The sequence below is a fragment of the Mycobacterium sp. GA-1285 genome, assembly GCF_001499905.1.
Lineage (GTDB): Bacteria > Actinomycetota > Actinomycetes > Mycobacteriales > Mycobacteriaceae > Mycobacterium.
In genome coordinates this window covers 110059-132993 of the sequence record NZ_LQIS01000009.1, presented here as the reverse complement: position 1 = coordinate 132993, position 22935 = coordinate 110059, and the positions used below count along the sequence as shown (strand labels likewise).

Below are 22935 nucleotides of genomic sequence, written 5' to 3'. Positions count from 1 at the left end.
TCGGGATGGGGCGCGAACCCCCGCCACGGCTCAGCCGCGGTCCCGCCCCCCGCCGCCGCGCCGGCCGCGAGGAACTCTCCGATGCGGCGGTGGTGTCGCGGTCGTGGGGCATGGCGGTCGCGACCCTGGTCAGCCGGCTCACCGGATTCGCTCGCATCGTGCTGCTCGCGACCATCCTGGGCGCCGCGCTCACGAGCGCGTTCTCGGTGGCCTACCAGTTGCCGAACCTGATCGCGGCGCTCGTGCTCGAGGCGACGTTCACCGCGATCTTCGTGCCGGTGCTGGCGCGCGCCGAGCGTGACGATCCGGACAACGGCACCGCGTTCATCCGCCGCCTGGTCACGCTGACGACCACGCTGTTGGTGATCATCACCGCGCTGTCGGTGGCGTCGGCGCCGATGCTCGTCGACCTCATGCTCGGCGGTGATCCGGAGGTCAACCGCGACCTCACCACCGCCTTCGCATACCTCCTACTGCCCCAGGTGCTGTTCTACGGGTTGTCGTCGGTGTTCATGGCAATCCTGAACACCCGCAACGTATTCGGGCCGCCCGCGTGGGCGCCGGTGTGCAACAACCTGGTCGCCATACTGACGCTGGCCGTGTATCTCATCGTGCCGGGCGAACTCTCGATCGACCCGGTGCGGATGGGCAACGCGAAAATTCTCGTGCTGGGCATCGGCATGACGCTCGGAACGGTGACCCAGGTTCTGGTGCTGCTGGCGGCGATCCGTCGTGAACGCATCAGCCTGCGCCCCCTGTGGGGCATCGACGAGCGGATGAAGCAGTTCGGCGCGATGGCCTCGGCGATGGTGCTGTACGTGTTGATCAGCCAGATCGGTTTGATCGTCGGCAACCGAATCGCCAGCGGCGCGGCAGCTTCCGGGCCCGCGATCTACAACTACACGTGGCTGGTGCTGCAGCTGCCGTTCGGCATGATCGGCGTGACGGTGCTGACCGTGGTGATGCCGCGCCTGAGCCGCAACGCCGCCTCGAACGACCAGCGCGCGGTGCTCGCCGACCTCTCGCTGGCCACCCGGTTGACGATGGTGACACTCATCCCCATCGTGGCGCTGATGACGGTCGGCGGCCCCGCCATCGGCAGCGCGCTGTTCGCCTACGGCAATTTCGGCGAGGTCGACGCGAACTACCTCGGTATGGCGATCACGTTGTCGGCGTTCACGTTGATTCCTTATGCGCTTGTGCTGCTTCAACTTCGGGTGTTCTACGCACGACAACAACCCTGGACGCCGATCCTGCTGATCGTCGTGATCACGACGGTAAAGATCATCACCTCGCTGATCGCGCCTCATCTCACCGACGACCCCGATCTGGTGGCCGGTTACCTCGGGACGGCCAACGGCCTGGGCTTCCTCGCGGGCGCGGTCGTCGGCCACTTCCTGTTGCGGGCCAATCTCGACCCGCCGGGCGGCCGACTCATCGACCTGCAAGTCGTGCGCACGGTGCTGGTCACCATCGCCGCCTCACTGCTGGCCGCGATGACGGGCCAGGTCGCCGATCGACTGTTGGGTCTGGAGTCGCTGACACGGAACTTGGGCGGCGGCGGATCCCTTCTGCGCCTGATCGTGCTCGGATTGATCATGGTGCCGGTCATCATCGGTGTCCTGCTGGGCGCGCGCGTCCCGGACGCCCAGGCGGCGCTGGCAGCCGTCCGTCGCCGAATCGGCGCCCGCGCTCGACCGGCCTCTCGCCGCGACCGGCCGACTGCCGGGCCCGCCGACCGGCCACGGACGCGCAACTCACTCACGTACCCTGAACAGAGCAATTCGTCCGTGCCAGGGCGTCGGCACAGCCCGCCGACCGTCCGGCGCGGACCACCTGCCCCCGTCGCCGGGGACCGGATGCGGAAAGGACCAGCGGTGAGCGACGAACCCGCAGGGAGCTCCGCGCCCACACCCGACGGCGCCACGACCAGAATTCCGAGCGGGCAGTCCGACGTCGTCGCCGACGACCTGCGGCCCGACGTGCCCGACCCCGGTCAGACCACCGAGTTCGCCGCCGAGAACGGCACGACGCGGCTACCGGTGTCGGGTCGACCGCCCGCCGATTACGGCGGTGACCCCACCCGCGAGCCCTTGGCGTTCGACCCGCCGCGGGAACCGGCCATCGAGGCCGCGACCTCCGACGAGGACGTCCACCTCATCCCGGGGGCGATGGTCGGCGGCGGTCGTTATCGCTTGCTGGTCTTCCACGGTGGCCCGCCGACACTGCAGTTCTGGCAGGCACTCGACACCGCTCTGGACCGCCAGGTCGCGCTCACGTTCGTCGATCCGGACAACACCCTGTCCGACGAGACGCTGCGCGAGATTCTCACCCGCACCCGCAAGCTGAGCAGCATCGACATGCCCGGTATCGCGAGGGTGCTCGACGTGGTCAACACCGGGTCGGGTGGGCTGGTGGTCTCGGAGTGGATCCGGGGTGGCTCGTTGACCGAGGTGGCCGAAACGTCACCGTCTCCCATCGGCGGTGCTAGGGCGATGCAGTCGCTGGCGGCGGCCGCGGAGGCCGCGCACCGGGCGGGAGTCGCCCTCTCGCTCGATCACCCGGGTCGGGTCCGGGTCAGCATCGAGGGGGACGTCGCGCTGGCCTTCCCGGCGACGCTGCCCGGCGCCACACCCGAGGACGACATCCGCGGAATCGGGGCGGCGCTGTACGCGCTGCTGATCAACCGGTGGCCGCTGCCCGAGCAGGGGGCCCGCAGCGGCCTGGCCCCCGCCGATCTCGACTCGGCCGGGCAGCCGATCGAACCGCGAGCCGTCGATCGCCAGATCCCCTTCCAGATCTCGGCCGCGGCGGCACGCGCCGTACAGGAAGGCGGCGGCATCCGCAGCGCGCCGACCCTGTTGAACCTGCTTCAGCAGGCGACGGCGATAGCTGATCGCACCGAGCTGATCTCTCCGGTCGACGAATCCGACCGCTCCGGCGGTGCAGGCGGCGGCGGGACCGACCCGGAGGCCGAGGCGCGTCGCCGCAAGGCACTGATGATCGGGCTCGGTGCCGGTGGCGCCATCGTCGTGATCGCGCTCGTGGTGCTGGCCACGGTGCTGAGCCGGATTTTCGGCGACGTCGGCGACGGTCTCGGCGGAGACCGGCTCGGCCTCAACGACCCGACCACCACGGAGTCGGCCCAAGGCGGCACCGGCAGCGGCAACGTCGTCAAACCAACTGCTGCGACGGTCTTTTCACCCGAGGGTGAGGCCGACGCGCCGGCCGACGCGCTCAAGGCCATCGACGGCGACACGTCCACGGTGTGGCCGATCGACACCTACACCGACCCGGTACCGTTCCCGAACTTCAAGAACGGCGTCGGGCTGATGCTGCAGCTGCCGCAGTCCACCACGGTCGGCGAGGTCGACATCGACCTCAACAGCACCGGTACGGCCGTCGAGATCCGCTCCGCGCAGACCCCGACACCGTCCTCGCTGGCCGACACCACCGTGTTGACGGCAGCCACCCAGCTCAAGCCGGGCTCCAACACCATCAAGGTCGAGAATGCCTCCCCGACCTCCAACCTGCTGGTGTGGGTGTCGACCCTCGGCCAGGTCAACGGCCAGAGCCGGTCCGACATCGCCGAGATCACGGTCAAGTCGGCGTCCTGACCCGTTCATCCCCAGCCCGGCAAAGATGTGTCGGGAGGCACCCGCGCGGCCGTTTAGTGTTCGGCTGTGGGGACCTTCGGGGGGCGGTTCGGTCGGGAGCGCAGCGACGCGGAGTTGCTCGCTGCGCACGTCGCCGGTGACCGCTACGCGTTCGAGGAGTTGTTCTTCCGCCACCAACGGCAGCTGTACCGGATCGCCCGCATCACGAGCCGCAACCCCGACGACGCCGCCGACGCGCTGCAGGACGCAATGCTCAAGGCGCACCGGCGGGCGCCTGCCTTCCGCTACGACTCGGCGGTGAGCAGCTGGCTGCACCGCGTCGTGGTGAACGCGTGTCTGGATCGATTGCGCCGCAACAAAACCCGAGCCGCCGAAACGCTGTCCGACGACCACGCGCACATACATGACCCGGCCACGCGCGTGGACACCGCCATCGTCGTCGAGCGGGCACTGATGCGATTACCCCTCGAACAGCGCGCCGCGGTGGTGGCCGTCGACATGCAGGGATACTCGGTGGCCGAGACCGCCCGCATGCTCGGCGTGCCCGAAGGCACCGTCAAGAGCCGATGCTCGCGCGCGAGGGCCAAGCTCGCCGAGGCGCTTCAGTACTTCGACGCCGATACCACCGCGCGCGCCGACTGAGCGGAACCGCCGGGGAATCCGGCGCGTCTTACGTGTCGTGGTGGAGACTGGCTAGCGATGCAGACCGGAACGGACGACGGCTCGGATCCGACGGTCGAGCGGGTTCGCCGCGGCCTGGCCGAGTTGGCACACGACGAGGCTTCCGCGCCCGACGTACCCCCGGACGTCACCGCACGCGTTCGTGCCGCCTTACGGGCCGCCGGTGAACCTCACCACGCCGTCGAACGGCCCCGGCTTCGCCGCATGCACGTTCTCGGGCTCGTCACCGGCCTCGCCGCGGCTACGGCCGGGGTGGTCATCGGCACGTCGATGCTGGGCCGCGAGCCGACGCCGCGGTTCTCCCAGCCCGGGCCGACGGCCGAGCACATCACCGTGTCGCGTCGACCGTCCACCCTTCCGCTGACCGGTCCGCAGCTCGCCGGGCTGCTGTCGTCGCCGCACGAGTACGGGCCACTGTCCGATCCGAGTCGCCGCGCCTCGTGCCTCGAGGGCCTGGGTCGCCCGCCGAGCACGCCCATCCTCGGTGCCCGGAGTGTCGAGATGGCAGGGCGTCCCGCTGTCGTGCTGCTCCTGCCGGCGCCTGCTGCCACCGACGTCGTCGCGGTGGTCGTCGACGGCGCGTGCGACGCGGCTGACAGCGGGCTGCTGGCCGAAACCGTGGTCACACGACCGTAGTCTGTCCCCCGAGGTTGTTCGGAAACTCCGGGAACACCACCGCCTACGCTGGTGTTCATACCGGTGCCGTGACACGCGGCAGAAAGGCGCTCATGACCACCACATCCACGGTTCACGATCTGATCATCATCGGATCCGGTCCCGCCGGCTACACCGCAGCGATCTACGCCGCGCGTGCGCAGTTGAAGCCGCTGGTGTTCGAAGGCGTCCAGTTCGGCGGTGCACTGATGACCACCACCGAGGTGGAGAACTATCCCGGCTTCCGCAACGGCATCACCGGTCCCGAATTGATGGACGAGATGCGCGAACAAGCGTTGCGCTTCGGTGCCGACCTGCGGATGGAGGACGTCGACGCCGTCTCGCTGGACGGCCCGATCAAGACCGTCACGGTCGGCGACGACACGTACCGGGCCCGCGCGGTCATCCTCGCGATGGGCGCAGCGGCGCGGCACCTGGGCGTGCCGGGCGAGGAGGCCCTGTTGGGCATGGGCGTGAGCACCTGTGCGACCTGTGACGGGTTCTTCTTCCGCGACCAGGACATCATCGTCGTCGGCGGTGGGGACTCGGCGATGGAAGAGGCCATCTTCCTCACCAAGTTCGCCAGCAGCGTCACCCTGGTACACCGCCGCGAAGAGTTCCGCGCGTCGCGGATCATGCTGGACCGTGCGCGCGCCAACGAGAAGATCACGTTCCTGACCAACACCGAGGTCGTCGAGATCGAGGGCAGCCCGAAAGTTAGCGGAGTCCGGTTGCGCAACAACGTCACCGGTGAAGAATCCAAGCCGGCCGTCACCGGTGTGTTCGTCGCTGTCGGCCACGACCCGCGCTCGGATCTGGTCCGTGGCCAGGTGGACCTCGACGACGACGGCTACGTCCTGACGCAACAGGGTTCGACAAGCACCTCGATCGAAGGTGTCTTCGCCGCAGGCGATCTCGTCGACCGCACCTACCGCCAGGCCATCACCGCTGCGGGCACCGGCTGCTCGGCATCCATCGACGCCGAACGCTGGCTCGCCGAAATCGGTTCTGGCCCAAGCGATGAAGCCATCGAAACACCCGTCTCATAGGAGCATCCTGATGACCGAGAGCACTGGATCCACGGTAGCGGTGACCGACGACTCGTTCTCCTCCGACGTGTTGTCCAGCGGCACACCGGTGCTGGTGGACTTCTGGGCGACCTGGTGTGGTCCGTGCAAGATGATCGCCCCGGTGCTCGAGGAGATCGCCGCCGAGAAGGCCGGTGCGCTGACGGTCGCCAAACTCGACGTCGACGCCAACCCCGTCACCGCCCGCGATTTTCAGGTGGTGTCGATCCCCACACTCATCGTGTTCAAAGACGGCTCCCCGGTGAAGCGCATCGTCGGCGCAAAAGGTAAGGCTGCGCTGCTGCGTGAGCTCGCCGACGTGCTTTAGCGGTCGTTCGGCGCCGTAATCGGGGGCGGACACCGGCCTGGGGTTTTCTTGAATCGGCGGAGAGTCTGCGACAATCGTGCCAGCCCGTCAACTTGGTCGGCGCCCTCGCGCGGCTGACAACGTGACTGAAAGGCCGCATATGTCCAGTCTGCGTCGCGGTGACCGCGGGTCCGCGGTCACCGAGATCAGGGCTGCGTTGACGGCGCTGGGCATGCTCGACAACGCCGACGAGGAGATCACCACCGGCAGGCATATCGCACTGGACCTGTTCGACGGGGAGCTCGACCATGCGGTGCGCGCCTTCCAGCAGCATCGCGGTCTGCTCGTCGACGGGATCGTCGGCGAAGCGACTTACCGGGCGCTCAAAGAGGCGTCGTACCGGCTCGGTGCCCGCACCCTCAGCCACCAGTTCGGCGCCCCGATGTTCGGCGACGACGTCGCGACGTTGCAGGCCCGCCTCCAGGACCTCGGCTTCTACACCGGTCTCGTCGACGGGCATTTCGGTCTGAGTACGCACAACGCGTTGATGTCCTACCAACGCGAGTACGGCCTGTACCCCGACGGGATCTGCGGCCCGGAGACGTTGCGCTCGTTGTACTTTCTGGGATCGCGCGTCACCGGCGGTTCTCCGCACGCGATTCGCGAGGAGGAGCTGGTCCGTCGCTCCGGTCCCCGGCTCTCGGGTAAGCGCATCATCATCGACCCGGGCCGCGGCGGTGACGACCACGGTCAGATCATGCAGAGTCCGGGCGGCCCGATCAGCGAGTCAGACATCTTGTGGGACTTGGCGAGTCGGCTCGAGGGGCGAATGACGGCGATCGGTATGGAGACGTTCCTCTCGCGGCCGGCCAACCGTGCCCCCTCGGATGCAGAACGCGCCGCGACGGCGAACGCCGTCGGCGCAGACCTGATGATCAGCTTGCGCTGCGCCACCCAGCCCAGCCCGGCCGCCAACGGTGTCGCCTCGTTTCACTTCGGTAATTCGCACGGCTCGGTGTCCACCATCGGCCGTAATCTCGCCGACTTCATTCAACGAGAAGTGGTGGCGCGCACCGGGTTACGTGACTGCCGCACCCACGGGCGGACGTGGGATCTGTTGCGTCTGACCCGGATGCCCACGGTGCAGGTCGACGTCGGCTACATCACCAACCCGCACGACCGAGCCATGCTGGTGTCGCCCCAGGCTCGCGACGCGATCGCCGAGGGCATGCTCGCCGCCGTCAAACGGCTCTACCTGCTCGGGAAAAACGACCGGCCCACAGGCACTTTCACGTTCGCCGAACTGCTGGCTCACGAACTGTCGGTCGAGCAGGCCGGGCGCGTCAGCCCGACCTGACCGTCGATCGCGCTCAAGCCGGCCGTCCCCGCTCCGACGGGCTGGCGTATCTGCGCGAACTCGAACAGCCGCTCCAAGGCCGCTTCCACGTCGGCCTTCCAGCCCAACCCCTGCTCCAACTCCAGGCGCAATCGCGGGAAGTAGCGGTGCTGGGCGACAACGACGAAGCCCGCATCCAGGAGTAGGTCGGCGTCGAGCACGCACTGTTCGACCGAGCAGTCGCCGAGGACTTCGACGACCGGTCGCAGCGCCGGCGTCACCGCACCAGGTTCGGCGAGCTCGGTGACTTCTGCGGTGTGCGCAAACGCTTCGAGCGCACGGGCTCCGCGACGAACCAGGTCACCCACCACCGCCGAGATCAGCCCCCGCGACAATCCCTCGGTATCCTCGCCGGGTTCGATGCCCAGCGACGTGAGCAGCACCGCGTCGGCGCTGACGGGCGCGGTGGGGAAGCGATGCGCGCGCGGGACGGCACCGGGGGGCGCATAGAACGCATACCCCAGGCACGCCTCGTCTCCCCGCAGCGGGACCGGGCCGTCGTCGGTCTCGTCGTCGGCGCACTGCACGGCGACCTGACCGCACGCTCCCCATTCGAGCATGACCATCGACAGCCACGCCTCTTTTTCGAACTCCGGATCCGACAGGTGGTCGTCGACTCCGGGGACCGCGGCGCCGGTCGCATCCCGCCCGAGGGTCGAGGGATCGACCTCCCAGTACACGCAGCGGCGGGCATGCTTGGGCAACTGCTCGAACGCTTCGAGCCGTAGAGGCGTGATGCGTGCCGACACTAGACTCCCCGGGGCTTGCGCGGTGCGGAGGTACGCAGTTGCCCCTCCAGGATAGAAGGGTGCGCACACCGCGACTTTCCGTTTCGCAGGCCGCTGCGATCGGGCGACGAGACGCGTTGTGTCACAGGTGGTTTCCTTCTTAGGGCGGCGGTCATGCCGAGTAGAACCGGGCTGTGTCACAGTGACGTAATTACCCGGTGTGGTAGCTCACCGTTCGGATGCGCACATCAGTTCGACGATGCGCTGGAGGTCGTCCACCGACCCGAATTCGACGACGATCTTCCCCTTGCGTTTGCCGAGGCTGACCGTGACCCGCGTGTCGAAGGCGGTGGACAGCCGCTCAGCAACGTCCTGCAGACCCGGCATGCTGATCGGCTTGCGCCTGGGTGCCGCCGGCGGCGGCGGACCGGCACTGTTGGCCAGGGTGACCGCTTCCTCGGTCGCTCGCACGGACAGCCCCTCGGCGACGATGCGCGCGGCGAGCTCCTCCTGCTTCTCCGGTCCCCCTTCGAGTGACAGCAGCGCGCGCGCATGGCCGGCGGATAGCACCCCCGCGGCTACCCTGCGCTGTACGGCGATGGGCAGACGAAGCAACCGGATCATGTTGGTGATCACCGGACGCGAGCGCCCGATCCGCGACGCCAGTTCATCGTGAGTGACCTCGAACTCGTCGAGCAGTTGCTGATAGGCGGCCGCCTCTTCCAACGGGTTGAGCTGCACGCGGTGGATGTTCTCCAACAGCGCGTCGCGCAACATGCTGTCGTCGGTGGTCTCACGGACGATCGCCGGGATCGTGGCGAGACCGGCCTGCTGCGCCGCACGCCAGCGTCGCTCCCCCATCACGAGTTGGAAGCGGGCGGCTCCCGGTGCGGGCTGCGGCAGCGCGCGCACGACGATCGGCTGCATGAGGCCGAACTCGCGGATCGAGTGCACGAGCTCGGCGAGCGCCTCGTCGTCGAAGACCTGGCGCGGCTGACGCGGGTTCGGCTCGATCGACGTCGGGTCGATCTCGCGGTACACCGCACCGACCTCGATGGTCGCGCCGTTCGACGGCCCGCCGATCACGACGTCGGCCGCGGCGTCACCCATCCGCGGGCCGAGCCCGGATTGGTCGCCGTCGGCGGGCCCCGTCGGGATGAGCGAAGCCAGGCCGCGGCCGAGACCGCTGCGCTTGCGGGTGGGTTGGCTCATCATCTACTCCTCGTCGCGCCAGCGCTCATCGGTACGTTCTCCCTCTCTTCGCAAACGCTCATCGGTTGTTCGGTTCTGTGCTCTTCGCGCAAGCGCTCACGGGTTCTGTGCTCTTCGCGCAAGCGCTCACGGGTTCTGTGCTCTTCGCGCAAGCGCTCATCGGCGGTCCGCGATCTCACGGCTGGCGTCCAGATAGCTCATCGCTCCGCGCGAACCCGGGTCGTAGCCGAGGATCGTCATTCCGTAACCGGGCGCCTCGGACACTTTGACACTCCGCGGGATGACGGTGCGCAGAACCTTGGCACCGAAGTGGGCCCGCACATCAGAGGCGACCTGGTCGGCGAGTTTCGTGCGGCCGTCGTACATCGTCAGGATTACCGTGCTCACGTCGAGCTGCGGATTGAGGTGAGCCTTGACCATTTCGATGGTCCTCATCAACTGCCCGACACCCTCCAGCGCGTAGTACTCACACTGGATCGGGATCAGCACCTCGGGCGCCGCGACGAACGCGTTGATGGTCAGCAGGCCGAGCGATGGCGGACAGTCGATGAACACGTAATCGAAGTCGCACTCCGTGAGCGACGCCAGCGCCGAACGCAGGCGTCCTTCACGGGCCACCATGCTGACCAACTCGATCTCGGCGCCGGCCAGATCGATGGTCGCGGGCACACAGTAGAGCCGCTCGTTGTGCGGGCTGCGCTGCAGAGCGTCGCGCAGCGGGATCTCTCCGATCAACACCTCATACGACGACGGCGTCCCCGGACGGTGCTCGATGCCCAGCGCGGTGCTGGCGTTGCCCTGGGGGTCGAGGTCGATGACGAGCGTCTGCAGACCCTGCAGGGCGAGCGCCGCCGCGATGTTGACGGCAGTGGTCGTCTTGCCGACCCCGCCCTTCTGGTTGGCGATCGTGAAGACTCGCTGTCGGTCGGGTCGCGGGAGACTGCCCTTCGACGCGGCGTGGAGCAGTCGCACCGCGCGTTGCGCCTCGGCGCCGATCGGGGTGTCGATGCCGACCGGTTCCTCCCATCCGTCCTGTGCGGTCTTCTCCGGCCACTTTTCCCCGGGGGCGTCGGCGGTGCCGGGCGAGGTTTCACGTGAAACATCGGGTGTTCCGGTTTCACGTGAAACATCCGCGTCCTGGCCGACGCGCGCAGTGGCTACCGGCCCTCCGTTCTGCGGCGCCGTCATCCTCGTCTCCTGCCCGGTGGCCGGTGCGTTACCGTCATCTCCCGCCGTGCCACGACGACGGTCGCGGGTGGATCCAAGTAGTTCGCGCCACACCTCATCACCTTTACATCGGTCGCACCGAGCGACGCCATCACACGCCGATGGTCGCGGATCTCCTCTTCAGCACGCTCACCCTTCAGGGCGAGCATGTGGCCGTCGACGCGCAGGAGCGGCATGCTCCATCTCGTCAATTTGTCCAGGGAGGCCACCGCTCTGGACACCACTACGTCCGTCTCCCCCAACTGCTTCCTCACCCCCGGCTCCTCGGCCCGTCCGCGTAGGACCGTGACGTCGATCCCGAGTTGGTCAACCACCTCGCGCAGGAATTCGCTGCGGCGTAGAAGTGGTTCGATCAGCGCCACCCGTATGTCCGGTCGGGCCAACGCCAACGGTATCCCGGGAAGTCCCGCGCCACTACCGATGTCGGCCACTCGGTGCTCCGGCTCGACGAGCTCGGCCACGGCCACGCTGTTGAGGATGTGGCGATCCCAGATCCGGTCGACTTCCCGCGGACCGATCAGACCCCGTTCGACGCCCGCGCCTGCAAGCATCGCGGCGTATCGCTCCGCGAGCCCGAGGCGCTCCCCGAACAAGGAGGCGGCCACCTCCGGCGGCGCCGACACCTCCCCATGTTTCACGTGAAACATCCTCCGGATCGTCGCGTCGGACCGACGACGCCTGAACTACACAGTTGTAACTCTGGATCAGTCGGCGAGGATGACGACGCGGCGGGACGGCTCGATGCCCTCACTCTCGCTGTGGACGCCTTCGACGGCCGCCACCGCGTCGTGCACGATCTTGCGCTCGAACGGCGTCATCGGAGCAAGCTCTTCACGCTCGCCGGTCTCGAGCACGCGGCGCGCCACCTTCTCGCCGAGCGCGGCCAACTCGTCGCGGCGCCGGCGCCGCCACCGCGCGATGTCGAGCATCAGGCGGCTGCGCTCCCCCGTCTTCTGGTGCACGGCCAGCCGTGTCAGTTCCTGCAAGGCGTCGAGCACTTCGCCCTTGCGGCCCACCAACTTGTTCAGATCGGTGCCGCCGTCGATGCTCACGACCGCACGGTCCCCCTCGACGTCGAGATCGATGTCGCCGTCGAAGTCGAGTAGGTCCAACAACTCCTCGAGATAGTCACCCGCGATCTCCCCCTCGGCAACGAGCTTCTCCTCCAGGTCGTCGTCGGCCACCGGCGCAGAGGATCCGCGGTCCTCTTCGATGAGTTCGTCGCGCTCGGTCGTCTCGGCGTCAGTCATCTCGTTCTCTCCTCATCCCACCGGGCTCGTCCGGTCACCGTTTACGTTTCTTGGGCCGCGCACCGGGGCGCGGGGTGGCGCCGGGGCGCGGGGTGCGGTTCGTCGCTCCGCTCGCCGCCTTGCCCGGGCTGCTGTCCGTCGGCTTCTTACCGGCCGCGCCGTTCTCCGACGCCGCCTCGCTGCTTGGACCTTCGTCACTCGACGCCGGCTGCGGGGCGGTCGCCGCCTGACCTTTCCTGGTGCGGTTCGGCTTGACCCCCGGCGGCGGTGCGTTCTTCGCCTGCCGCTCCTGGGCCTCTCGCTTTTTCGCCTCTTCTTCCTTCTCGATCTTGCCGAACACGTAATGCTGCTGGCCGAAGGTCCAGATGTTGTTGGCGAGCCAGTACATGATGATGGCCAGCGGCAGGAACGGTCCGCCCACCACGACGCCGAGCGGAAAGACGTACAGCGCCAGCTTGTTCATCATCGCCGTCTGCGGGTTGGCAGCGGCTTCCGGACTCTGCCGCGAAATCGAGGCGCGGCTGTTGAAGTAGGTCGCGATGCCGGCCAGGATCATGATCGGCACGCCGACGGCGATGACAGCCGCCCGGTTGAACTCGGTGAAGGCGTCCAGGCCGCTGGTCTGAATCATGGTCGCGCCCAACGGCGCTCCGAACAGGTGCGCGTCGAGGAAGTTCGCGACATCGGTCGGGCTGAAGACGTAGTTGCCGGTCGCCCGGTTCTGTTCCACCGACAATTGGATCTGACCGAATCCGCCCTGTGTCCGGTTGAACGACCGCAACACGTGGAACAACCCGAGGAACACCGGCACCTGAGCGAGCATCGGCAGACAGCCGAGGATCGGGTTGAAGCCGTGCTCTCGCTGCAGCTTCTGCATCTCCAGCGCCATGCGCTGACGATCCTTGCCGTACTTCTTCTGCAGCGCCTTGATCTGTGGCTGCAGCTCCTGCATCTGCCGGGTCGTCCGGATCTGCTTCACGAACGGCTTGTAGAGGATTGCGCGCAGCGTGAACACCAGGAACATCACCGAGAGCGCCCACGCGAAGAAGTTCGACGGCCCCAGCAGGAAGGCGAACAGTTTGTACCAGACCCACATGATCGCCGACACCGGGTAGTAGATGATGTCGAGGCTGAACCAGTTAAACACGCGTCTCGCTTCCTGCTCGCAATGCCGGGTGGCCGCCACTGACGTCGGCAGCGGTGCCCCGATCCTCTGAAGGCTCGCTCGCGGGAGCACCCGCCACGTTCACGTCGCCGGTTCCGCCGGCTGGCGGGCGGTCCGGGATCGGGTCCCATACTCCCTCATGCCACGGCCCACACTTCAACAGCCGTACCGTCGCAAGCCACCCGCCGCGCACCAGCCCGTACTCGGACAACGCGTCCACCGCGTACTGGCTGCAGGTGGGGGTGAATCGACATGTCGGTAGCCGTAGCGGCGAAATGGTGTGCCGGTACAGCTGAATCACATAGATCATGGCGCGGGCCGTCCACGCCCCGGCCGACCTGGCCGCCGACCTCACCGGGCTTCCTCGGTCTCGGGTCTCGTTCGGCGAAGTGCTGTGCGCAGTTCTTGTTCCAATCGCGCCGATATCGCATACCGGCTGCTGGGAAGGGCACGTATCACCACGCGATCAGCGGGGTCCAGCTCGTCGACGAGGGATCGCGCGACATGGCGCAGCCGCCGCGCGACGCGGTGACGCTGCACCGCGGTGCCGACGGCTTTGGAGACCACGAGGCCGATCCGGGGCCCGGGCTCGGAGGACTCCTCGGACCGCAAGGCGTGCACGACGAGATCGGGCTGCACTGCGCGCACCCCTCGGCTGACCGTGGTCCCGAACTCCGTCGAACGCGTCATGCGGTACCGCGCCGGAAGCACCAGCGTCAACTCCCGCTCGAAGTCACGTGGGAGTCACGCCGTCAGCTTGCGCCGACCCTTGCTCCGGCGGTTCGTGACGATCGCCCGGCCTGCCCGGGTGCGCATCCGCAACCGGAAGCCATGCACGCGCGCCCGGCGCCGGTTGTTCGGCTGGAAGGTCCGCTTGCCCTTGGCCACGGCTGTCTCCTTGTTGCGTCTGGCACCCGCAGCCCCACCGACGACGTACGAATCGGTTCGGACGCAGTTGCCGTTGGTAAGCTCGTCCATCTTGCTAGCCGGCGCGGTCCCCGGTCGATGCCCGGGTCGCAGCCGTATCACCTCGTACGGGCGACTGTTCGAGGGTACTGAGGAGATTTCGCTGGGTCAAACCTGGCCGAATGACGGTGGGGACAGCCACATTTGCAACACCTGTCACCGCCGACCAACAGGTGAAAATATCCGTCCATTCAATGTCGCGGAACGGTTGGCACCCGCGAAGAAAACTGTTAGCTTCTGCCAGTGCCGCTTTCGATAACGAAACGGCGACGGACAACGAAGCGAGGATGCCCGACCAGTCGTGAGCCCACAGGATGTCTCACATCTGTGATGTGCCCCGGCCCGCGGCCTCCCCGCCGGTAGAAAACAGAACGACGACGACTGTCCAGTCTCCACAGCCTGTGGATAACTTTGTGGACAGATCGTCCTCGTTCATTTGGTCGTCTCTGGCCGGCCGCAAGGGGGTAGTCGTCGTTGACAGCTGACCCCGACCCCCCGTTCGTAGCCGTGTGGAACACGGTGGTCGCCGAACTCAACGGCAGCTCCCCGAGCGCAGATGGCAACACCGCAGGCCCAAGCCTCACCCCCCAGCAAAGAGCCTGGTTGAAGCTGGTCAAGCCCCTTGTCATCACCGAAGGCTTCGCCCTGCTGTCGGTGCCCACCCCCTTCGTGCAGAACGAGATCGAACGTCACCTGCGGGAGCCGATCATCAGCGCCTTGAGCCGCCAGCTCGGCCAGCGCGTCGAACTCGGTGTGCGCATCGCCGACCCGGGCCCCGACGACACCGACGGCCCTCTCAACGGACTGTCGGCCGTCGCCGAACCCGACGAGGTCGACGAGGATCTTGAAGCCAGGGCCAGCGCCGAGGAAAGTTGGCCCACCTACTTCACCAGCCGGCCACCGAACACGCTCGCCGACGACGCAACGGCGGTCAACCTCAACCGGCGCTACACGTTCGACACATTCGTCATCGGTGCCTCGAACCGGTTTGCTCACGCGGCGACGCTCGCGATCGCCGAGGCGCCGGCCCGCGCGTACAACCCGTTGTTCATCTGGGGCGAGTCCGGGCTGGGCAAGACTCACCTGCTGCACGCGGCGGGGAACTACGCTCAGCGGCTGTTTCCCGGCATGCGCGTCAAGTACGTGTCGACCGAGGAATTCACCAACGACTTCATCAACTCGCTGCGCGACGACCGCAAGGCATCGTTCAAGCGCAGCTACCGCGACATCGACGTGTTGTTGGTCGACGACATCCAGTTCATCGAAGGCAAGGAAGGTATCCAGGAGGAGTTCTTCCACACCTTCAACACCCTGCACAACGCCAACAAGCAGATCGTCATCTCGTCGGACCGCCCGCCCAAGCAGTTGGCCACCCTCGAAGACCGGCTGCGCACCCGATTCGAGTGGGGACTGATCACCGACGTCCAACCGCCGGAGCTGGAGACGCGGATCGCCATCCTGCGCAAGAAAGCCCAGATGGACCGTCTGGATGTTCCCGACGACGTCCTCGAGCTCATCGCCAGCAGCATCGAGCGCAACATCCGCGAACTCGAAGGCGCCCTCATCCGCGTCACCGCGTTCGCTTCGCTGAACAAGACGGCGATCGACAAATCGCTGGCCGAGATCGTGCTGCGTGACCTGATTTCCGACGCCAGCACCATGCAGATCAGCACCGCGGCGATCATGGCGGCCACCGCCGAATACTTCGAGACCACCGTCGAGGAATTACGCGGACCCGGTAAGACCCGCGCGCTGGCGCAATCCCGACAGATCGCCATGTATCTGTGCCGGGAGCTGACCGACCTGTCCCTGCCCAAGATCGGTCAGGCGTTCGGCCGTGACCACACCACCGTGATGTACGCGGAGAAGAAGATTCGCGGCGAGATGGCCGAGCGGCGTGAGGTCTTCGATCACGTCAAAGAACTCACGACGCGGATCCGTCAGCGCTCCAAGCGCTGACCCAGCTTCCCACTCCTCCCCTCGCGCTCGATCGCGCGCGGAAGGGGTGTCGCGGCCAAATTTTTTCCGAAAATCTTCTGCACCGCCGGCACCACCAGTCACAACGCAACGTTGTGCACATCGGTGTGGAGAACCTGGGATCAACCCCCGAACCACCGGCCGAATCCTGCACAACCTTCAGGCTCTACACAGTTCGTCCCGACCGGTGCCGCGTTCATCCACAGCTGCCTCACAACCTCCTAAGCCTGTATCCAGCACCGACATGTATTCATCCCCAGCGTCCACAGGCCCTAATACTGTTGCTTGGATATCTTCTGAGAATCTCTATGGAAGAAGGCGCTTGGGGAAGCACGGAACCGGTGGCGATTCCACCGGCCGGACGGCGCCGATGTCACCCCGGTCGATTAGCTTTCAAGTTGGGACGGAAAGCTCTACGGTGAGTCATCACAGCCGTTACGGTCGTCGGGGACGCATCGTTCAGACGCGTGGTGAGACACCGGGAAACCGCTGCTCGAGGCTTGTCGTGATTGCGATCGAAGGGACCCTATGGACGTGGCGACGACAACGGTTGGTGTCACCGATCTGAAGTTCCGCCTGGTGCGTGAGGATTTCGCCGAAGCCGTGGCATGGGTGGCCCGCAATCTGCCGACCCGGCCGACGGTCCCGGTGCTCGCCGGCATCTTGCTCACGGGCTCCGAGGATGGGTTGAGGATCTCGGGATTCGACTACGAGGTCTCCGCCGAGGTGCGGGTCCCCGCCGAGATCGCTTCACCCGGCAGCATTTTGGTTTCCGGTCGGTTGTTGTCCGACATCACCCGGGCGTTGCCCGCCAAACCGATCGACGTCAGCGTCGACGGCACCCGGCTATCGCTGACGTGTGGTAGTTCCCGCTTCTCGTTGCCGACGATGGCCGTCGAGGACTACCCCACTCTGCCCGCACTGCCCGACGAGACCGGCGTCGTGTCCGCCGAGCTCTTCTCCGAAGCGATCGGCCAGGTCGCCGTCGCGGCCGGCCGCGATGACACGCTGCCGATGCTGACCGGTATTCGTGTCGAAATCGCCGGGGAGAAGGTGGTTTTGGCTGCAACCGACCGGTTCCGCCTGGCGGTACGCGAGCTGACGTGGTCGACGGCCGCCCCCGATCTGCAAGCGGCGGTGCTGGTGCCGGCCAAGACACTGTCGGAAGCAGCCAAAGCAGGCTCCGACGGCGGCGATGTGCATCTGGCGCTGGGCGCGGGATCGGCGGTCGGCAAGGAGGGGCTTCTCGGTATCAGCAGCGGGGGCAAGCGCAGCACCACCCGGCTGCTCGACGCGGAGTTTCCGAAATTCCGCCAGCTGCTGCCCACCGAACACACCGCGATGGCGACGATCGGTGTCGGTGAACTGACCGAGGCCATCAAGCGGGTGGCGCTGGTGGCCGATCGCGGTGCCCAGGTGCGGATGGAATTCGCCGACGACTCGCTGCGCCTGTCGGCCGGCGCCGACGATGTGGGCCGTGCGGAGGAGGACCTTCCGGTCAGCTTCGCCGGCGACCCGCTGACCATCGCGTTCAACCCCACGTATCTGACCGACGGCCTGAGCTCGTTGCATTCGGAGCGGGTCACCTTCGGTTTCACGACACCCAGCCGTCCGGCGGTGTTACGTCCGGCCAGCGACGACGACGCCGATGTCGGTGCGGCGGGGCCGTTCCCCGCCCAGCAAACCGACTACGTCTACCTGCTGATGCCGGTGCGGCTGCCGGGCTGACCGGTCCGACGCGACGGAAGGGGCGCACATGCAACTCGGCCTGGTCGGTCTCGGCAAGATGGGCTTCAACATGCGCGAGCGCCTGCGCGAAGGAGGCCATGAGGTCGTCGGCTATGACCCGAGACCGGAAGTGACCGATGTGCCGACGCTCGCGGCTCTGGCCGAAGCCCTCGACGCACCGCGGGTGGTGTGGGTCATGGTGCCGTCGGGGCCGATCACCCACGACACCATCACCGCCCTCGCCGACGAACTCGGTGCCGGCGACCTGGTCATCGACGGTGGCAATTCCCGCTACACCGAAGATGCGCCACACGCAAAACTGTTGGCCGACAAGGGAATTAAGTTCATCGATGCCGGCGTTTCCGGTGGGGTGTGGGGATTGACGGAGGGCTACGGCTTGATGGTCGGCGGCAGCGACGCCGACGTCGAACGCACGATGCCGATCTTCGACACGCTGCGGCCGCCGGGGCCGCGAGAAGACGGGTTCGTGCACGCCGGGCCGGTCGGTGCGGGCCACTACGCGAAGATGGTGCACAACGGCATCGAGTACGGGCTGATGATGGCCTACGCCGAGGGTTACGAGCTGTTGGCGGCCGAAGAACTCATCACCGACACCCAGGCCGTCATCCAGGCGTGGAGCAACGGCACCGTCGTACGGTCCTGGCTGCAGCAGCTGCTGGCCAAGGCGCTGAAGGAAGACCCCGAATTCGGTGAGATCAGCGGCTACACCGAAGATTCCGGTGAAGGCCGATGGACGGTCGAGGAGGCCATCAGCCACCGCGTCCCGATGCCGGTGATCGCGGCTTCGCTGTTCGCGCGGTTCGCCTCACGGCAGGAGGATTCCCCCGCGATGAAGGCGGTCTCGGCTCTGCGGAACCAGTTCGGTGGGCACGCCGTCAAGCGGGTCAGCGAGTCGGGGTAGGCGGTCGCGTCGTGTACGTCCGCCGCCTGGCGCTGACCGACTTTCGATCGTGGCCGCGCATCGACCTGGATCTCGAACCCGGCCGCACCGTGTTCGTCGGGCCCAACGGCTTCGGGAAAACGAATATCATTGAGGCGCTGTGGTATTCGTCGAACCTCGCATCGCACCGGGTCGCCACCGACGCTCCCCTGATCCGGACGGGGGCCGAACGCGCGGTGGTGTCGACGATCGTGGTCAACGAAGGCCGGGAACTGGCGGTGGACTTGGAGATCACGGCCGGGCGGGCCAATAAGGCACGCATCAACCGCTCCCCCGTTCGGTCCGCCCGGGAAATTCTCGGCGTGCTGCGGGCCGTGCTGTTCGCCCCGGAGGACCTGGCGCTGGTGCGCGGGGATCCCGGTGAGCGACGTCGCTATCTCGACGAACTCGCCACCACCCGACGCCCGCAGGTCGCCGCGATCCGCGCAGATTACGACAAGGTACTGCGTCAGCGAACCGCGCTGCTGAAGACGGCATCCGGTGCTCGATTCCGTGGGGACCGAAGCGTTTTCGACACCCTCGACGTGTGGGACGGCCACCTTGCGGAGAAGGGCGCGAAGCTCATCGCCGCACGGGTGGCCTTGGTCAGCCAACTGGCGCCCGAGGTGGAGAAGGCATACCAGCTGCTGGCGCCGTCGTCACGGGCTGCGGCGATTCGCTACCGCAGCGGTGTGGACGTGGTGGAGGCGGAGGCGGCCGCGGGAACCGCTGACGCGGAGATCTTCGAGGCCGCCCTGCTCGACGCGCTGGCCCGGCGCCGGGACGCCGAACTGGAACGCGGAGTGTGCCTGGTCGGGCCGCACCGTGACGATCTCGAATTGCGCCTCGGGGATCAGATCGCGAAAGGTTTTGCCAGCCACGGAGAATCATGGTCGATGGCGTTGTCGTTGCGGCTGGCCGCCTACGAACTGCTGCGCACCGAAGGGGGCGATCCGGTGTTGTTGCTCGACGATGTGTTCGCCGAACTGGACAATTCGCGCAGGCAGGCGCTGGCCGCGGTTGCGGCCGCGGCTGAGCAGGTCTTGGTCACGGCGGCGGTACCGGAGGACATCCCGGGCGACTGGGATGCGCGCAGGATCGGGGTGACGATGCGCGAGGAGGATCTCGGACGAATCTCGATGGTGGAGCCATGACGTCGCCCGGCGACGAAGCAGGCCCGCCCGAACACCTGGCCAACCTGCGCGGTATGGATCTGGTGCGGCGCACACTCGACGAGGCGCGCGGGGCCGCGCGCAGGCAGGGCAAGGAGGTGGGTCGCGGCCGCGGGACAGCACCCCGCAGGATCGCGGGCAACACGCGTCGGCGGTGGTCGGGTCCCGGCCCCGATTCGCGCGATCCGCAGCCGTTCGGACCGGCCGCCAGCGAGCTCGCCCGCAGCCGCGGATGGTCCGGACGCGTCGCCGAAGGTGCGGTGTTCGGCCGTTGGCCCAGTGTCGTCGGTGAAGGGATCGCGGCGCACGCGACGCCGACCTCACTCAACGAGGGCGTGCTGACCATCTCGGCGGAGTCCACCGCGTGGGCGACCCAGTTGCGGATGGTGCAGGCCCAGGTGCTGGCCAAGATCGCGGACGCGGTGGGCGACGGCGTCGTCAAATCGCTGAAGATCGTCGGCCCGGTCGCCCCGTCGTGGCGCAAGGGGCGCTACCACATCGCGGGCAGGGGGCCGCGCGACACGTACGGCTAGCCGTGGGCCGGAAACCGGTACGGGGAGCGGTCGGCTCAAAGCCGCGAGAACGGCGCGATCCTACTTCTCAAGCGTCTTGAGGCACCTTCGATCGAGAAATTCCCCAGACGGCGCAAATAGGTGTGCAGAAACGCCCCCTCAGAGTCGGTCCTGTCCGGCTCTGCCGGTAAGATGGGAGCAGATCGCAGGCGGTAGTACGGCCGCCTAGCCAGCCTTCCCCGGCAAGAGACCAAGGAGACCCGTCCAACGTGGCTGCCCAGAAGAAGAGTGCTCCCAAGGAGTACGGCGCCGATGCCATCACCATCCTGGAGGGTCTGGAGGCGGTCCGCAAGCGTCCGGGCATGTACATCGGCTCCACCGGCGAGCGTGGCCTGCACCATCTGATCTGGGAGGTCGTCGACAACGCAATCGACGAGGCCATGGCCGGCTACGCCACCCGCGTGGACGTGCGCATCCTGAGCGATGGCAGCGTCGAGGTGACCGACGACGGCCGCGGCATCCCGGTCGAGAAGCACAAGCAGGCGGGCATCCCCACTGTCGACGTGGTCATGACGCAACTGCACGCCGGCGGCAAGTTCGGCGGCGAGAACAGCGGTTATGCGGTCAGCGGTGGTCTGCACGGCGTCGGCGTCTCGGTGGTCAACGCGCTGTCCACGCGGGTCGAGGTGACCATCCTGCGGGACGGCTACGAGTGGTTCCAGTACTACGACCGCTCGGTGCCCGGCGAGCTCAAGCAGGGCGGCAAGACCAAGAAGACCGGGACGACGGTCCGCTTCTGGGCCGATCCGGACATCTTCGAGACCACCGAATACGACTTCGAGACCGTCGCGCGCCGCCTGCAGGAGCAGGCGTTTCTGAACAAGGGCCTGACCATCGAGTTGACCGACGAGCGGGTGAGCGCCGAAGAGGTCGTCGACGAGGTGGTCAGCGACACCGCCGAGGCACCGAAGAGCGCCGACGAAAAGGCGGCCGAGTCCTCGGGCGGTCACAAGGTCAAGCACCGCGTCTTCCACTACCCCGGCGGGCTGGTCGACTTCGTCAAGCACATTAACCGCACCAAGACCCCGATCCAGCAGAGCATCATCGATTTCGACGGCAAGGCCGACCGTCACGAGGTCGAGATCGCGATGCAGTGGAACGCCGGTTACTCCGAATCGGTGCACACGTTCGCCAACACGATCAACACCCACGAGGGCGGCACCCACGAGGAGGGGTTCCGGGCTGCGCTCACGAGCGTGGTGAACAAGTACGCCAAAGACAAGAAGCTACTCAAGGACAAGGACCCGAACCTCACCGGCGACGACATCCGCGAGGGTCTGGCCGCGGTGATCTCGGTGAAGGTGTCCGAGCCACAGTTCGAGGGTCAGACCAAGACCAAGCTCGGCAACACCGAAGTGAAGTCGTTCGTGCAGAAGATCTGCAACGAGGAACTCACCCACTGGTTCGACGCCAATCCGGCTGAGGCCAAAACCGTTGTGAACAAAGCTGTCTCGTCGGCACAGGCTCGCATCGCGGCACGCAAGGCGCGGGAGCTGGTGCGCCGCAAGAGCGCCACCGACATCGGCGGGCTGCCCGGGAAGCTGGCCGACTGCCGCTCCACCGATCCGCGCAAGTCCGAACTCTATGTGGTGGAGGGTGATTCGGCCGGCGGCTCGGCCAAGAGCGGTCGCGACTCGATGTTCCAGGCGATCCTGCCGTTGCGCGGCAAGATCATCAACGTCGAGAAGGCGCGCATCGACCGGGTGCTGAAGAACACGGAGGTCCAGGCGATCATCACCGCGCTGGGCACCGGCATTCACGACGAGTTCGACATCTCCAAACTGCGCTACCACAAGATCGTGTTGATGGCCGACGCCGACGTCGACGGCCAGCACATCTCCACGCTGCTGCTGACGCTGTTGTTCCGGTTCATGAAGCCGCTCATCGAGAACGGCCACGTCTTTCTGGCCCAGCCGCCGCTGTACAAGCTCAAGTGGCAGCGCAGCGAGCCGGAGTTCGCCTATTCCGACCGTGAGCGCGACGGGCTGCTCGAGGCCGGCCGCAAGGCGGGCAAGAAGATCAACCCCGACGACGGTATCCAGCGTTACAAGGGTCTTGGCGAGATGGACGCCAAAGAATTGTGGGAGACCACGATGGACCCGTCGGTACGGGTGTTGCGCCAGGTCACCCTCGACGACGCCGCGGCCGCCGACGAGCTGTTCTCCATCCTGATGGGCGAAGACGTCGAAGCGCGCCGCAGCTTCATCACCCGCAACGCCAAAGACGTTCGCTTCCTTGATGTTTAAGGCGAAATTCACCTAGAGCCGAAGGCAGAT

At 66.9% G+C, this 22935-nt stretch carries 20 protein-coding genes and 1 pseudogene; 12 read left to right on the top strand and 9 right to left on the bottom strand.

What is annotated here, in order from left to right; translation table 11 throughout:
• The first annotated feature begins 5 nt into the window (after positions 1-5).
• The 6 genes from murJ (at position 6) to AU193_RS07605 (ending at position 7683) form a co-directional block, all read left to right on the top strand.
• Positions 6-3617: a murein biosynthesis integral membrane protein MurJ gene (gene murJ, locus AU193_RS07630; protein ID WP_082682876.1), complete on the top strand. Its 3612-nt coding sequence runs from the start codon at positions 6-8 to the stop codon at positions 3615-3617.
• 66 nt (positions 3618-3683) lie between these two features.
• The gene (gene sigM / locus AU193_RS07625; RefSeq protein ID WP_064421755.1) at positions 3684-4259 is read left to right on the top strand and encodes an RNA polymerase sigma factor SigM; all 576 of its coding nucleotides are present in this window, start codon (positions 3684-3686) and stop codon (positions 4257-4259) included.
• Between the two features lie 57 nt (positions 4260-4316).
• Positions 4317-4934 (top strand): hypothetical protein, encoded by a 618-nt coding sequence (locus tag AU193_RS07620; RefSeq protein WP_064421754.1) that lies wholly within the window; start codon positions 4317-4319, stop codon positions 4932-4934.
• Positions 4935-5026: 92 nt separating this feature from the next.
• Complete coding sequence (gene trxB / locus AU193_RS07615) at positions 5027-6001, top strand: thioredoxin-disulfide reductase (protein ID WP_064421753.1); 975 nt, start codon at positions 5027-5029, stop codon at positions 5999-6001.
• Positions 6002-6011: 10 nt separating this feature from the next.
• Positions 6012-6347, top strand: coding sequence for a thioredoxin (trxA, locus tag AU193_RS07610; protein ID WP_064421752.1), 336 nt, complete (start codon positions 6012-6014; stop codon positions 6345-6347).
• Between the two features lie 139 nt (positions 6348-6486).
• Positions 6487-7683: an N-acetylmuramoyl-L-alanine amidase gene (locus tag AU193_RS07605; protein WP_064421751.1), complete on the top strand. Its 1197-nt coding sequence runs from the start codon at positions 6487-6489 to the stop codon at positions 7681-7683.
• Here the strand turns inward: AU193_RS07605 and AU193_RS07600 are convergent.
• From AU193_RS07600 to rpmH, 9 genes are all read right to left on the bottom strand, one after another.
• A complete protein-coding gene (locus AU193_RS07600; protein ID WP_064421750.1) occupies positions 7638-8471 on the bottom strand; it encodes a hypothetical protein in 834 nt (277 codons plus the stop codon). The genes AU193_RS07605 and AU193_RS07600 overlap by 46 nt on opposite strands.
• A gap of 207 nt (positions 8472-8678) precedes the next feature.
• The gene (locus tag AU193_RS07595; RefSeq protein ID WP_064421768.1) at positions 8679-9662 is read right to left on the bottom strand and encodes a ParB/RepB/Spo0J family partition protein; all 984 of its coding nucleotides are present in this window, start codon (positions 9660-9662) and stop codon (positions 8679-8681) included.
• A 156-nt stretch (positions 9663-9818) separates the two neighbouring features.
• Positions 9819-10850: a ParA family protein gene (locus AU193_RS07590; RefSeq protein WP_064421749.1), complete on the bottom strand. Its 1032-nt coding sequence runs from the start codon at positions 10848-10850 to the stop codon at positions 9819-9821.
• Positions 10847-11536 carry a 16S rRNA (guanine(527)-N(7))-methyltransferase RsmG gene (gene rsmG, locus AU193_RS07585; RefSeq protein ID WP_064421748.1) on the bottom strand — a complete coding sequence of 230 codons (690 nt, stop codon included), beginning with the start codon at positions 11534-11536 and terminating at the stop codon, positions 10847-10849. The genes AU193_RS07590 and rsmG overlap by 4 nt, the downstream gene beginning before the upstream one ends.
• A 57-nt stretch (positions 11537-11593) precedes the next feature.
• Positions 11594-12139 carry a R3H domain-containing nucleic acid-binding protein gene (locus AU193_RS07580; protein WP_064421747.1) on the bottom strand — a complete coding sequence of 182 codons (546 nt, stop codon included), beginning with the start codon at positions 12137-12139 and terminating at the stop codon, positions 11594-11596.
• A 34-nt stretch (positions 12140-12173) separates the two neighbouring features.
• Positions 12174-13235 carry a membrane protein insertase YidC gene (gene yidC, locus AU193_RS07575; protein ID WP_253867677.1) on the bottom strand — a complete coding sequence of 354 codons (1062 nt, stop codon included), beginning with the start codon at positions 13233-13235 and terminating at the stop codon, positions 12174-12176.
• Between the two features lie 43 nt (positions 13236-13278).
• Positions 13279-13614: a membrane protein insertion efficiency factor YidD gene (gene yidD, locus AU193_RS22760; RefSeq protein ID WP_156425149.1), complete on the bottom strand. Its 336-nt coding sequence runs from the start codon at positions 13612-13614 to the stop codon at positions 13279-13281.
• A gap of 41 nt (positions 13615-13655) precedes the next feature.
• On the bottom strand, positions 13656-14015 hold the full coding sequence (gene rnpA, locus AU193_RS07570; RefSeq protein ID WP_064421745.1) for a ribonuclease P protein component: 360 nt from the start codon (positions 14013-14015) through the stop codon (positions 13656-13658).
• A 33-nt stretch (positions 14016-14048) separates the two neighbouring features.
• Positions 14049-14192 (bottom strand): 50S ribosomal protein L34, encoded by a 144-nt coding sequence (gene rpmH, locus AU193_RS07565; protein ID WP_064346175.1) that lies wholly within the window; start codon positions 14190-14192, stop codon positions 14049-14051.
• 552 nt (positions 14193-14744) lie between these two features.
• Here rpmH and dnaA point away from each other — a divergent pair.
• The 6 genes and pseudogenes from dnaA to gyrB all read left to right on the top strand — a co-directional run bounded on the left by dnaA (position 14745) and on the right by gyrB (position 22905).
• The gene (dnaA, locus tag AU193_RS07560) at positions 14745-16229 is read left to right on the top strand and encodes a chromosomal replication initiator protein DnaA (protein ID WP_064421744.1); all 1485 of its coding nucleotides are present in this window, start codon (positions 14745-14747) and stop codon (positions 16227-16229) included.
• Positions 16230-16775: 546 nt separating this feature from the next.
• Complete coding sequence (gene dnaN, locus AU193_RS07555; protein ID WP_064421743.1) at positions 16776-17975, top strand: DNA polymerase III subunit beta; 1200 nt, start codon at positions 16776-16778, stop codon at positions 17973-17975.
• A gap of 19 nt (positions 17976-17994) precedes the next feature.
• Positions 17995-18897: pseudogene (gene gnd, locus AU193_RS07550) on the top strand (phosphogluconate dehydrogenase (NAD(+)-dependent, decarboxylating)); the annotation flags it as partial.
• Between the two features lie 11 nt (positions 18898-18908).
• A complete protein-coding gene (gene recF, locus AU193_RS07545) occupies positions 18909-20069 on the top strand; it encodes a DNA replication/repair protein RecF (protein WP_064421741.1) in 1161 nt (386 codons plus the stop codon).
• The gene (locus AU193_RS07540; RefSeq protein WP_064421740.1) at positions 20066-20620 is read left to right on the top strand and encodes a DUF721 family protein; all 555 of its coding nucleotides are present in this window, start codon (positions 20066-20068) and stop codon (positions 20618-20620) included. The genes recF and AU193_RS07540 overlap by 4 nt, the downstream gene beginning before the upstream one ends.
• Before the next feature lie 248 nt (positions 20621-20868).
• Positions 20869-22905 carry a DNA topoisomerase (ATP-hydrolyzing) subunit B gene (gene gyrB / locus AU193_RS07535; protein WP_064421739.1) on the top strand — a complete coding sequence of 679 codons (2037 nt, stop codon included), beginning with the start codon at positions 20869-20871 and terminating at the stop codon, positions 22903-22905.
• The last annotated feature ends 30 nt before the right edge of the window (positions 22906-22935 follow it).